Here is a 13,178-nt window from a genome sequence, read left to right as displayed (position 1 = left end):
AATTGCGGGTGATTAACTCGTCGGGGGCAAGAGCTGGAGAGGGGACGTCCCACATCAGTTGTTTGACCTAGCCGTTAGGCTTATACCCATGTGTGGAATCGTAGGCTATGTTGGCAATTCGTCTCGTAAGGCAGCTGGTCACAGCGCCCTTGACGTCGTCGTGGAGGGGCTGCGTCGTCTTGAGTACCGCGGCTATGACTCCGCTGGCGTCGCAGTGGTGGCTGATGGAACCATCTCGTCCCGTAAAAAGTCCGGCAAGTTGAGCAACCTGATCAGTGAACTGGAAGCAAACCCGGTCCCTGAATCCCTGACCGGCATTGGCCACACCCGTTGGGCCACGCATGGTGGACCCACCGACCGTAACGCACACCCTCACCTTTCCGATGGCGGGCGTCTGGCGTTGATTCACAACGGCATCATCGAAAACTTCGCCGAGCTCAAGCAGGAACTGCTCGGCAAGGGCGTCACGTTCGAATCGGAAACGGACACCGAAGTTGCTGCAGCCTTGGTTGGCGAGATCTTCCGCAACGATCTCAATGGCAACGGCGGCGACCTCACCAAGGCGATGCGCCTGGCCTGCCAGCGTCTGGAGGGTGCATTCACCCTCCTCGCCGTCCATGCGGACCAGCCCGACGTCGTCGTGGCCGCCCGCCGCAACTCCCCGCTCGTGGTTGGCCTTGGCGACGGCGAGAACTTCCTCGGCTCGGACGTCTCCGGCTTCATCGACTACACGCGCCGCGCCGTGGAACTCGGCCAGGACCAGATCGTCACCATCACCGCGGACTCCGTGGAGATCACAGACTTCTTCGGCGCTCCCGCTGAAGGCAAGGAATACCACGTTGACTGGGACCCGGCTTCTGCCGAAAAGGGTGGCTTCAGCTCCTTCATGGAGAAGGAAATCCACGACCAGCCCGACGCCGTAGCCCAGACTCTCCTGGGACGCTCGGACCTCAACGGAAAGCTGACGCTGGACGAAGTCCGCATCGATCCTGAGCTCCTCAAGCAGGTTGACAAGATCATCGTTCTGGCATGCGGCACCGCAGCCTACGCTGGCCTGGTTGCCAAGTACGCCATCGAAAACTGGTGCCGTATCCCCACGGAAGTAGAGCTCGCACACGAGTTCCGTTACCGCGATCCGATCGTCGACGCCAACACCCTCGTGGTTTCCATCAGCCAGTCGGGCGAGACCATGGATACGCTCATGGCGGTCCGCTACGCCCGCGAACAGGGCGCCAAGACGATCTCCATCTGCAACACCAACGGTTCCACCATTCCGCGTGAATCCGATGCCGTGCTTTACACGCACGCTGGTCCGGAGATCGCTGTTGCGTCCACCAAGGCGTTCCTCGCGCAGATCACCGCCGCTTACCTGCTTGGCCTTTACCTGGCCCAGCTGCGTGGCAACATCTTCTCAGGCCAGATCAAGGACGTCCTCGCGGACCTGAACAAGATCCCGGCCAAGATTCAGAAGATCCTGGACAACGCAGGTCCCTTGCGCGAACTCGCCCGCAGCATGAAGGACGAAAAGTCCGTCCTGTTCCTGGGCCGCCATGTTGGCTACCCGGTGGCGCTGGAAGGCGCCTTGAAACTCAAGGAAATTGCCTACATCCACGCTGAGGGCTTCGCCGCCGGTGAACTCAAGCACGGCCCGATCGCCCTGATCGACGACGGCCAGCCCGTTTTCGTGGTTGTTCCCTCCCCGCGCGGCCGCGACTCCTTGCACTCCAAGGTTGTCAGCAACATCCAGGAAGTCCGCGCACGTGGTGCCCGTACGCTGGTCATTGCCGAAGAAGGCGACGAGTCGGTCAAGGATTACGCAGAGTACGTGTTCTACGTTCCGGAGACGCCCACGCTGCTCATGCCGCTGCTCACCACCGTGCCACTGCAGATCTTTGCTGCTGAACTGGCCGGGGCGAAGGGTTACGACGTCGATCAGCCGCGTAACCTCGCCAAGAGCGTGACCGTAGAATAACCGCATGATCGTTGGCATTGGCGTAGACGTCGTAGACATCGAGCGGTTCGCCCGGCAGCTGGAGCGGACCCCCGGACTGCGGGACAGGCTGTTCGTTCCCGCAGAGCGCGAACTCAACACCAGATCACTGGCTGCCCGCTTCGCTGCCAAGGAAGCGGTGGCCAAGGTCCTGGGTGCTCCCGCTGGCATGAACTGGCAGGACTGCTGGATCGGCCTTGACCAGAATGGTCCTACCGTCCAGGTCAAAGGAACGGTTCTGGCCGTGTCTGACGCCAAGGGCGTCAAGCGCTGGCACCTGTCCATGAGCCACGATGGCGGCATCGCTACGGCGTATGTCCTCGCCGAGGGCTAAACGGACCTTTACATAACGATGATCAGCGCCTTCACCGGACAACAGATCAGGGACGCGGAACAACCGCTCCTGGACTCCGGTGAGGGCGCTGTTCTCATGCAGCGGGCCGCCTACGGCCTGGCACAGGAAGTGGCTCGCGTAGTCAAGGCCCGGCGCAAGCTGACCGGCGCCAGCGTCACGGTTCTGGCTGGCAAGGGCAATAACGGCGGTGACGGACTCTTCGCGGCTTCCATGCTTGCCAGCCGCGGCATGCGTACGACGGCGGTACTCGCCTCGGTGGAAGTCCATACCGAGGCTCTGGCGGCTTTCCTGGCTGCAGGTGGCCGTGTGCTGCGCTTGGATCCCGGAAACGCAGAGGAACTTGCCGTCGTGTGCGCGGGCGACGACGTCATTATCGATGCACTCCTGGGCACTGGCGCCCGTGGCGGGTTGCGTGACGCTTCTGCTGAGTTGGTTGCTTCCCTTCAGGAGCTGAAGCCCAGTTGTGTGGTGGCGTGCGATCTCCCCAGTGGATTGGATGCCGCCACAGGGGAGGTCCACTGGCCGGTGCTGGATGCCGACGTCACAGTGACTTTCGGTGGCATCAAGGCCGGTTTGATGACAGACCCAGGCGAAGGCTGTGCGGGACGCGTGGCTCTGGTGCAGATTGGGATCGAAGACTCCTTGGATACCCCTGAGCTGCGCCGGCTTGATGCCACGGACCTGCAAGCCTTGCTCCCCAAGCCTGGCCGCCGCTCCCATAAATACTCCCGTGGCGTCCTCGGTGTCGTTGCGGGCTCGGTTCGTTTTGCAGGGGCAGCCGTGCTGAGCGTCCATGCGGCAGCGGTGGCCGGCGCAGGCATGGTCCGGTATATAGGACCGGAATCTGCGGCCCGCCATGTGTTGAGTTGGACTCCGGAGGCCCTGTGGGAGACGGATGATCCTGGACGCGTTCAAGTATGGTTGCTTGGTCCTGGCGTGGACGGGGAGGATCAACTCGGACGTGTTGGGGACGCGGCGCAGTCAGCGCTGGCCGCTGAGCTGCCAGTCGTCGTCGACGCCGGAGCCTTGAGCATCCTGCCAGAGCGTTGTCCCGCGCATTGGATCCTCACTCCCCACGCCGGGGAACTTGCGACGCTGCTGGCATCCCTTCCATCCACCGGCGAGGTTGCCGTGACCCGCGAGGACGTCGAGTCCCGGCCGCTGCACTTCGTACGGCAAGCAGCCCAACAAACCGGTGCCACCGTCCTGCTGAAGGGTGCCACCACACTGGTGGCCTCGCCGTCGGGCATTGTTTTCAGCCAGTCCGAGGGCACTGCCTGGATGGCGACCGCAGGCAGCGGCGATGTCCTGGCCGGCATCCTGGGCGCATTGCTGGCGCAATCTGCGGACTCGGTCAGGGACGACGACGGCGCGTACGCAGCCCTCGGTTTGAAACTGGACGACCGCTGGGCTGCTGTAGCCGCGGTTGCCGCCAGCGTTCACGGCCGCGCCGGCTCGATCGCGTCGAAGGATTTTGATGGTGGCCCCCTTACAGCCTCAGCAATCATGGCAGCGGTACCGCGCGTCATAGGTTCGCTGACTGCGGAATGCGACCGTTCAAGACCGTAAGGTTACTGTCCGTGTCAGGGGTCATGAGTAGGCTTGCAGCAAGTTATCCGCATCACCAGAGGAGAACGCATGGAAGTCTGGCCTGGATCGGCCTATCCGCTTGGAGCCACCTTTGACGGTACCGGCACCAACTTCGCGCTGTTCAGCGAGAAGGCCGAGAAAGTGGACCTGTGCCTCTTCGACGACGACGGCGGGGAAGTCCGCGTAGATGTCACCGAGGTGGACGGCTACGTGTGGCACTGCTACCTGCCGCAAGTCCAACCGGGACAGAAATATGGCTATCGGGTACACGGACCTTATAATCCCGATGCCGGCCAACGGTTCAACCCCAACAAGCTGTTGCTGGACCCATATGCCAAGGCCATCCACCGGCAGATCGACTGGGACCCGGCACTGTTCTCCTACAACATGGGGGACCCTGACTCCCGGAACGACGCCGACTCCGCGCCGCACATGATGCTGGGCGTCGTCATTAACCCGTTCTTCGACTGGGACGGCGACAAACTACTGAAGATTCCGTACCACAAGTCGGTTATCTACGAGGCCCACGTCAAGGGACTTACCCAGCTGCATCCAGAGGTTCCCGAGGAACAGCGCGGAACGTACGCCGGTGTCGCCCACCCCGCAGTCATCTCCCACCTTCAAAAGTTGGGTATTACTGCGATCGAGCTCATGCCGGTGCACCAGTTCGTCAACGACGGCATCCTGCAGGATAAGGGCCTGAACAACTACTGGGGCTACAACACCATCGGCTTCTTCGCCCCGCACAACAGTTACAGCTCCAAGGGTGATACCGGCCAGCAGGTCCAGGACTTCAAGGCCATGGTGCGATCCCTGCACAACGCCGGGATCGAAGTCATCCTGGACGTCGTTTACAACCACACGGCTGAGGGCAACCATCTGGGGCCCACGTTGTCCTTTAAGGGCATCGACAATTCCGCCTACTACCGCCTGGTGGAGAACGACCAAAAGTACTACATGGACTACACCGGCACCGGCAATTCCTTGAATGTCCGCAGTCCGCATTCACTCCAGCTGCTGATGGATTCGCTCCGCTACTGGGTGACGGAGATGCACGTGGACGGGTTCCGTTTCGACCTCGCGTCCACGCTGGCCCGCGAATTCTACGACGTGGACAAGCTGTCAACCTTCTTCGAACTCATCCAGCAGGACCCCGTTGTGTCCCAGGTGAAGCTCATCGCCGAGCCATGGGACGTCGGTCCGGGCGGATATCAGGTGGGCAACTTCCCACCGCAATGGACTGAATGGAACGGCCAATACCGGGACACTGTCCGCGACTTCTGGCGCGGCGAGCCCTCCACGCTTGGTGAATTTGCCTCGCGTCTGACAGGCTCTGCCGACCTCTACGAGCACTCGGGGCGCCGGCCTGTGGCATCCATCAACTTCGTCACAGCCCACGACGGCTTCACACTGGCCGACCTCGTGTCGTACAACGAGAAACACAACGAAGCCAACGGTGAGGGCAACAACGACGGCGAATCGCACAACCGCTCATGGAACTGTGGCGTCGAAGGCCCCACGGACGACCCCAAGGTTCTAGGTCTAAGGGCCCGCCAGCAGCGGAACTTCATCGCCTCGCTCTTCCTGTCGCAGGGCGTTCCCATGCTCCTGCACGGCGATGAACTTGGAAGAACGCAGCACGGCAATAACAACGGTTACTGTCAGGACTCCGAGCTCACCTGGATCCATTGGGATAGCGTTGACCAGCCCTTGGTGGAGTTCACGGCTGCTGTTAGCGCCCTGCGGGCCAAACACCCCAGCCTCCGCCGAAGCAGATTCTTCGACGGACGGCCCGTGCTGCGAGGCGAGGGGGAGCGGCTTCCGGACATCGTATGGCTGGATGCCGACGCCAGCACCATGACGCCGTCGGATTGGGACACCGCGCTGGGCCGTTCTGTTGGAGTGTTCTTGAACGGTGACGGTATCCACGGACGGGATACACAGGGCCGCCGGATCACCGACGTCAATTTCCTGCTGTATTTCAATGCGGACGAGGACGAGGTCGGGTTCCGCGTGCCATCAGACGAATATGCCCCGGCGTGGGACGTCATGATCGACACCGGCGGTGAAGGCGCTGATTCAGACGTCGTGAAGGCGGATCAGATCCTGATGATCGCGGCGAAGTCGCTTGTAGTGCTTCGTGCCCACAGCACGCCAGAGTCTGAGCCGGACCATTCAGTGGCAGCCTCCCTTGCTGCGCTCAGTCAGACAAACACACCCGAGACGGCTTCGCTCACAGCTCCTGCGGTGAATTCGCTGCCCACGGATTCGTCTCCGAACGCTCGGTCTGCGAATGGGTCAGAGGCGGTCAGCGCTTCCGACGGGGGAGATCCGCCCGTTGCGGAATCAAAACCCGCACGGAAGCGCCGTACTTCGAAGAAGGCGGACTCATGAGGACCCCCGTTTCAACGTATAGGCTGCAAATCCGCCAAAGCTTTACGCTTCAGGACGCTGCGGAACTCACCGGATACCTGCACAACCTTGGGGTCGATTGGATCTATGTATCGCCGATCCTCACAGCGGAGGAAGGCTCAGACCACGGTTATGACGTCACGGATCCTTCGTCCGTGGATCCTGCCCGGGGCGGAGCCGAGGGTCTGGCTGCGTTGTCCAAGGCCGCCCGCTCGAAGGGACTTGGCATCCTGGCGGACATTGTTCCCAACCACATGGGTGTCGCCTCGCCAGGACAGAATGCCTGGTGGTGGCAGCTCCTGAAGGAGGGTCGCTCGTCCAAGTACGCGGAAGCGTTCGACGTCGACTGGGGCTTTGGGGGCGGAAAGATCCGTATCCCCGTGCTCGGCAGCGATGACGACCTTGAGCAGCTCACGGTGGTGGACGGCGAACTGCACTACTACGATCACCGGTTTCCGTTGGCCGAGGGCAGCTTTTCTGACGGGGACAGCCCGCAGGACGTTCATTCGCGACAGCACTATGAACTGGTGGGCTGGCGCCGGGCGGACGCTGAACTGAACTACCGCCGCTTCTTCGCAGTGAACACACTGGCCGGCGTCCGCGTCGAGGTTCCGTGGGTCTTCGATGAGGCGCATGAGGAAATCGTGCGGTGGTTCCGCGAAGAGCTGGTGGATGGCCTCAGGATCGATCACCCCGATGGGCTGGCGGATCCTGAAGGGTATCTGGCAAGGCTTCGCAAGGAGACGGGCGGGGCGTACTTCCTGGTGGAGAAGATCCTTGAGCCGGGAGAGAAACTGCCGGAAACCTTTGATTGCGAAGGCACCACAGGGTATGACGCGCTGGCGGACGTAGACCGCCTGTTCGTGGACCCAGCAGCCGAGGAATACCTGGACTCCCTCGATGCCCGGCTGCGGGATGCAGCCCAGCCGGCTGACTATGGGAACATGATCCACGGGACCAAACGGCGCATCGCCGATGGCATCCTGAGGTCTGAAATCCTCCGGTTGTCCCGGCTTGTTCCTGAGTCGCCGGAATTGCCCCGCGCCCAGGTAGCCGATGCCCTGGCGGAGATTATTTGCTGGTTCCCCGTCTACAGGACCTACCTTCCGCACGGCCAGGAGATCCTGGAAGAAGCCATGGAACGCGCAGGGCAACATCGGCCGGGGCTCCGGTCTGTGCTGAACGGGCTGAGGCCTCTCCTGACTGATACCACCGGGGAACTCGCCCGCCGTTTCCAACAGACCTCCGGCATGGTTATGGCCAAGGGTGTGGAGGACACCGCATTCTTCCGCTACACACGCTTGGGGACGCTCACCGAAGTGGGCGCTGATCCCACTGAATTTGCGCTTTCCCCTGATGGGTTCCACGAGCGCATGGCACGTCGTCAGGCAGAGATCCCGCTCTCCATGACCACGCTGAGCACCCACGACACCAAGCGCAGCGAGGACGCCCGGGCCAGGATTTCGGTCATTTCCGAATCTGTTCCCGAATGGGAACTCTTCCTTGGCACTGTCCAGGAGCTGGCGCCCATCCCGGACGGTCCGCTGGCCGCCCTCGTTTGGCAGTCCATTGCAGGCGCTTGGCCCGCCGATCGCGGGCGCCTCCAATCGTATGCGCTCAAGGCCGCCCGCGAAGCCGGTAATTCGACCAACTGGACCGACCCCAACCTGGATTTCGAGCGTCACTTGGCTGCCGCCGTCGACGCCGTTTTTGATGTCCCCGAGGTCGCTGCCGCGCTGGAGAATTTCGTCGAGGAACTGGAACCTCATGGAACCTCGAACTCGCTTTCGGCCAAGCTCATCCAACTGACCATGCCCGGCGTTCCGGACGTCTATCAGGGCACAGAGTTCCGGGACGGGTCACTGACTGACCCCGACAATCGGCGACCAGTGGACTTCCAAGCCCGGACCGCGGCTCTCGCGGAACTCGATACCGGTGCGCGGCCTGAGTTCACGGAGGAAGCTGCCAAACTGTTGGTGGTCTCCAGGGCGCTCAGGTTGCGTCGGGACCGGCCGGAGCTGTTCGGCGGCTACCAGCCCATGCATGCGATCGGTGCGGCGGCTGAACACGTGGTTGCGTTCAGCCGCGGTGTGGACGCGCTTGGCGCCATCACCGTTGGCACGCGGCTGCCCAAGCGCCTCGCGCGGGAAGGCGGTTGGCGGGACACGGCCATCGACCTGCCGGTGAACTGCCACGACGAATTGACCGGAACCAAGTACGACGCCGGTTCGGTCGCAGTCGCCAAGCTGCTGGGGCACTACCCGGTGGCACTGCTGGTGCCCGCTGACTGATCCGCTGAAAACACGAACACCCACCAACACCGCCACTGCAACGCAAGCTAAAACAAGCACAGGGGACACGATGCTGGAGCACGCTGCTGGAAAAAATCGTTACGACGTCTGGGCACCCAACGCCGGATCCGTGAAGCTGCTCGCCGGAGGCAGCGAGCACCAGATGGAACAAATTCCCGACGGCGGCGCTACAGGTTGGTGGCGCGCGTCGGCCGAGGTCACTGGCCAGGAAGGCGACGCGGTTGCGTACGGCTACGTCGTGGACGGCGAGGGACCGTTCCCCGATCCGCGCTCGAGGCGGCAGCCGAACGGGGTGCACGGATTGTCCGCTACCTTCGACCCTGCCGCCTACCAGTGGGGGGATGCTCAGTGGAAGGGTCGCAGCCTCAAAGGATCCGTCATTTATGAGCTCCACCTGGGCACGTTCACTCCCGAAGGCACACTTGACGCTGCCGCCCGGAAACTGGACTACTTGGTGGACTTGGGCGTCGACTTCATTGAACTGCTCCCGGTCAATGCATTTAACGGAGTTCACAACTGGGGCTACGACGGCGTGCTTTGGTACGCCATCCACGAGCCCTACGGTGGCCCGGAGGCCTACCAACGGTTCGTCGACGCCGCCCACGCCGCTGGCTTGGGGGTCATCCAGGACGTGGTCTATAACCATCTTGGACCCAGCGGCAATTACCTTGCCAAATTTGGCCCCTACCTGAAATCGGGGGAAGGCAACACGTGGGGTGATTCGGTAAACCTCGATGGTCCTGGGTCCGACGAGGTTCGCCGGTACATCCTGGAGAATGCGGCGATGTGGCTCCGCGACTATCACGTAGACGGGCTCAGGCTCGACGCCGTGCACGCCCTGCGGGACGAACGTGCCGTGCACATCCTTGAGGACTTTGGCGAGCTGGGAGACCAGATCGAAGCGGAGACCGGGGTTACTAAAACCCTGATTGCGGAATCGGACTTGAACAATCCGCGGCTCATCTACCCCCGTAGGGACAACGGTTATGGCTTGGAAGGCCAATGGAGCGACGACTTCCACCACGCCCTGCACGTGAACCTGAGCGGTGAAACCACCGGGTACTACGCCGACTTCGAGTCCCTCGCTGTCCTCGCCAAAGTCCTTGAGCACGGCTTCCTCCACGATGGCAGCTACTCAAGTTTCCGGGGACGTCACCACGGCCGGCCGATCCGGCACGACCTCGCGCATCCTTCCGCCTTGGTAGTTTGCCTGCAAAACCACGATCAAATCGGCAACCGTGCCACCGGTGACCGGCTAACTGCGTCACTGTCATTTGGTCGGTTGGCGATCGGCGCAGTGCTGACCATGACATCGCCCTTCACACCCATGCTTTTCATGGGAGAGGAATTTGGGGCTTCCACGCCGTGGCAGTTCTTCACCTCCCACCCCGAACCGGAATTGGGGGAGGCCACGGCGAAGGGTCGGATCAAGGAATTTGAACGGATGGGCTGGGATCCTGCCGTTGTGCCCGATCCCCAGGACCCCGAAACTTTCAAGCGCTCAAAGCTGGACTGGAGCGAGCCCGGCGCCGGGGACCACGCCCGCCTGCTGCAGCTGTATCGGGATTTAGCACAGCTGCGCCGGAATACGCCGGAGCTGGTGAACGGTGGTTTTGGCGAGACCACGGTGGAGTTCGACGACGACGAGCACTGGCTGGAGATGACCCGCGGCACCATCCGCGTGGTGTGCAACTTTGGAGACGAGCCGTTGGATTCGCCTATGGGTGGGTCCCTGCTGCTGGCAACCGACACCGAAGCAGTCCTCGAGGACGGTTCGCTGACCCTTCCGGGCGGGAGCGCCGCCGTCGTGCGTGTCCAGCAAGGCGAGCAGCGACAAGGGTGACGGCGCCCACATTGCGGACAGCCCGAACACCGTGATCTGTGCAGTGGCAGGATGGTACGTATGACTTATTCGGCTGCGGAAAACCGCTACGAAACCATGCCCTACCGCCGCGTGGGACGCAGTGGTCTCAAGCTCCCCGCTATCTCGCTGGGCCTTTGGCACAACTTCGGCGACGACAAGCGGTTCGACGAACAGCGCGCCATTCTGCGCCGTGCGTTCGATCTGGGTGTCAACCACTTCGACCTCGCCAACAACTATGGCCCGCCGGATGGGTCGGCAGAAACGAACTTCGGGCGCCACCTGAAGGAAGACTTCAAGCCGTACCGTGACGAGCTCGTCATATCCACCAAGGCCGGCTACTACATGTGGCCGGGCCCCTATGGTGAATGGGGTTCCCGCAAGTACCTGATCTCCAGCCTTGACCAGTCCCTGCAGCGCATGGGCCTGGACTACGTGGATATCTTCTACAGCCACCGTCCGGACCCCGAGACGCCGTTGGAGGAAACCATGGGGGCGCTGGACTACGCGGTCCGGTCCGGCAAAGCCTTGTACGCAGGTATCTCTTCCTACACCCCCGAGCAGACGCTCGAGGCAGCCCGGATCCTGAAGGAACTCGGCACGCCGCTGCTGATCCACCAGCCCAGCTACTCCATGCTGAACCGATGGACCGAGAACGGTTCGCCGAACCTCTACGAGGCACTGGACCAGGTGGGCGCCGGCTCCATCGCCTTCTCGCCTCTTGCCCAGGGGATGCTGACCAACCGCTACCTCAATGGTGTTCCGGCCGACTCGCGGGCCGCCAAGGAACGGTTCCTCTCCGAATCCGCATTGACGGAGGACAAGCTGGACCGCGTTCGGGGACTCAACGCCATCGCCGAGGGCCGGGGACAGACCCTGGCACAGATGGCCATTGCATGGATTCTCCGTGACCAGCCGAAGGGCTCTCCCGTAACATCCGCGCTTGTTGGGGCCTCCAGCGTTTCGCAGCTTGAAGACACGCTGAGTGCCATCAACAACCTGAAGTTCACTACTGATGAGCTGACTGCGATCGACGAATTCGCCGTCGAATCCGACATCAATCTGTGGGCGCAGGAGTAAACCAAGACGAAAGACATAAAACAGGAGGGGCCGGCGGGAACAAAGCCGGCCCCTTCTCTGTTGGCTACAATGCAAGAGTGCGCCAACTGGCGCCGTGCCAATCAGTCGTGCTCTGAGCTCAGTCAGAGTTTGCGCCTGGCACCTGAGGTTTAGTTCTCAAAAGGAGTTCCGTGTCTTCACATCCGATTCGTGTTGCCATTGTCGGCGTAGGAAACTGCGCCGCATCGTTGGTCCAAGGTGTTCAGTACTATCGCGACGCTGACCCCAAGGCCACGATTCCGGGTCTGATGCACGTCGAGTTCGGCCAGTACCACGTCAACGATGTTCAGTTCGTTACTGCTTTCGACGTTGATAGCAAGAAGGTTGGACTGGACCTGGCCGACGCCATCGGCGCCAGCGAAAACAACACCATCAAGATCGCCGACGTCCCTGCCACCGGAGTCACCGTTCAGCGTGGACATACCCTTGACGGCCTGGGCAAGTACTACCGCGAGACCATCGTCGAAGCTCCCGAGGAGGACGTCGACATCGTTGCTGCCCTCCGCGAAGCCAAGGTAGACGTCATGGTTTGCTACCTGCCCGTTGGTTCGGAGCAGGCTGCCAAGTTCTACGCCCAGTGTGCCATCGACGCCGGCGTGGCCTTCGTCAACGCTCTCCCCGTCTTCATTGCCGGAACCAAGGAGTGGGCTGACAAGTTCACTGCAGCCGGTGTTCCGATCGTGGGCGACGACATCAAGAGCCAGATCGGTGCCACCATCACCCACCGCGTGATGGCCAAGCTGTTCGAGGACCGCGGCGTCACCTTGGACCGCACGTACCAGCTGAACGTTGGCGGCAACATGGACTTCAAGAACATGCTTGAGCGCGATCGCCTCGAGTCCAAGAAGATCTCCAAGACGCAGGCCGTCACCTCCAACGTTGAGGCTGAGCTTCACGCTGATGACGTCCACATCGGGCCGTCCGATTACGTTGCCTGGCTTGATGACCGCAAGTGGGCCTTCGTCCGCCTCGAGGGCCGCAACTTCGGTGATGCTCCCGTATCCCTGGAATACAAGCTCGAAGTATGGGATTCCCCGAACTCCGCTGGTGTGATCATCGACGCCATTCGCGCCGCCAAGATTGGCCTGGACCGCGGCATCGGCGGCCCGCTGCTCTCCGCGTCCAGCTACTTCATGAAGTCCCCGCCGGAGCAGTTCAACGACGACATCGCCCGCGACAAAGTGGAAGCCTTCATCCGCGGCGACATCGAGCGCTAACCCTTGCGTTAAAGCCCGACGGCTAAAGCCCGAGCGCTGACAAAAGACGCCCTCCCACTCGCATGGGAGGGCGTCTTTTGTGCTTCCGATGCTCTCTCACATCCTGACGCTCTTCGGCGGTCCTTCTCTCACGTCCTGACGCTTTTGGGCGGTCCTTCTCTCACGTCCTGACGCTTTTCGGCGGTCCTTCTCTCACGTCCTGACGCTTTTGGGATCCTGTGGAGGTGATAGAGCATCGGTGGGGATGCCGGTGGAGGTGATAGAGCATCGGTGGGGATGCCGTTGGACGTGATAGAGCATCGGTGGGGATGCCGTTGGACGT

General features: G+C 61.9%; 8 protein-coding genes. All 8 read left to right on the top strand.

The window, feature by feature from the left end; translation table 11 throughout:
- The first annotated feature begins 88 nt into the window (after nucleotides 1–88).
- The 8 genes from glmS to AC1DD7_RS08120 all read left to right on the top strand — a co-directional run bounded on the left by glmS (nucleotide 89) and on the right by AC1DD7_RS08120 (nucleotide 12,856).
- On the top strand, nucleotides 89–1,972 hold the full coding sequence (glmS, locus tag AC1DD7_RS08155) for a glutamine--fructose-6-phosphate transaminase (isomerizing) (protein ID WP_477514559.1): 1,884 nt from the start codon (nucleotides 89–91) through the stop codon (nucleotides 1,970–1,972).
- 4 nt (nucleotides 1,973–1,976) lie between these two features.
- Nucleotides 1,977–2,324: a holo-ACP synthase gene (locus AC1DD7_RS08150; RefSeq protein WP_216925115.1), complete on the top strand. Its 348-nt coding sequence runs from the start codon at nucleotides 1,977–1,979 to the stop codon at nucleotides 2,322–2,324.
- Nucleotides 2,325–2,342: 18 nt separating this feature from the next.
- The gene (locus AC1DD7_RS08145; RefSeq protein ID WP_477514558.1) at nucleotides 2,343–3,914 is read left to right on the top strand and encodes an NAD(P)H-hydrate dehydratase; all 1,572 of its coding nucleotides are present in this window, start codon (nucleotides 2,343–2,345) and stop codon (nucleotides 3,912–3,914) included.
- A gap of 69 nt (nucleotides 3,915–3,983) precedes the next feature.
- Complete coding sequence (glgX, locus tag AC1DD7_RS08140) at nucleotides 3,984–6,329, top strand: glycogen debranching protein GlgX (protein ID WP_477514557.1); 2,346 nt, start codon at nucleotides 3,984–3,986, stop codon at nucleotides 6,327–6,329.
- A complete protein-coding gene (gene treY / locus AC1DD7_RS08135; RefSeq protein WP_477514556.1) occupies nucleotides 6,326–8,638 on the top strand; it encodes a malto-oligosyltrehalose synthase in 2,313 nt (770 codons plus the stop codon). Before glgX ends, treY begins: the two co-directional genes overlap by 4 nt.
- Nucleotides 8,639–8,708: 70 nt before the next feature.
- Nucleotides 8,709–10,502, top strand: coding sequence for a malto-oligosyltrehalose trehalohydrolase (gene treZ / locus AC1DD7_RS08130; RefSeq protein ID WP_477514555.1), 1,794 nt, complete (start codon nucleotides 8,709–8,711; stop codon nucleotides 10,500–10,502).
- Between the two features lie 60 nt (nucleotides 10,503–10,562).
- Nucleotides 10,563–11,600 carry an L-glyceraldehyde 3-phosphate reductase gene (mgrA, locus tag AC1DD7_RS08125; protein WP_431115908.1) on the top strand — a complete coding sequence of 346 codons (1,038 nt, stop codon included), beginning with the start codon at nucleotides 10,563–10,565 and terminating at the stop codon, nucleotides 11,598–11,600.
- 170 nt (nucleotides 11,601–11,770) lie between these two features.
- Nucleotides 11,771–12,856, top strand: coding sequence for an inositol-3-phosphate synthase (locus tag AC1DD7_RS08120; RefSeq protein WP_477514554.1), 1,086 nt, complete (start codon nucleotides 11,771–11,773; stop codon nucleotides 12,854–12,856).
- Nucleotides 12,857–13,178 lie beyond the last annotated feature (322 nt).

The organism is Paenarthrobacter sp. 10L412 (assembly GCF_056395565.1).
The sequence above is the reverse complement of the archived record's forward strand: the minus strand, read 5'-3'. Positions and strand labels throughout refer to the sequence as shown.

Bases quoted from the DNA above. Each gene is read 5' to 3' on its own strand.
- mgrA (WP_431115908.1), top strand. From the start codon at position 10,563: ATGACTTATTCGGCTGCGGAAAACCGCTACGAAACCATGCCCTACCGC.
- AC1DD7_RS08145 (WP_477514558.1), top strand. From the start codon at position 2,343: ATGATCAGCGCCTTCACCGGACAACAGATCAGGGACGCGGAACAACCG.
- glgX (WP_477514557.1), top strand. From the start codon at position 3,984: ATGGAAGTCTGGCCTGGATCGGCCTATCCGCTTGGAGCCACCTTTGAC.
- treY (WP_477514556.1), top strand. From the start codon at position 6,326: ATGAGGACCCCCGTTTCAACGTATAGGCTGCAAATCCGCCAAAGCTTT.
- AC1DD7_RS08150 (WP_216925115.1), top strand. From the start codon at position 1,977: ATGATCGTTGGCATTGGCGTAGACGTCGTAGACATCGAGCGGTTCGCC.
- glmS (WP_477514559.1), top strand. From the start codon at position 89: ATGTGTGGAATCGTAGGCTATGTTGGCAATTCGTCTCGTAAGGCAGCT.
- treZ (WP_477514555.1), top strand. From the start codon at position 8,709: ATGCTGGAGCACGCTGCTGGAAAAAATCGTTACGACGTCTGGGCACCC.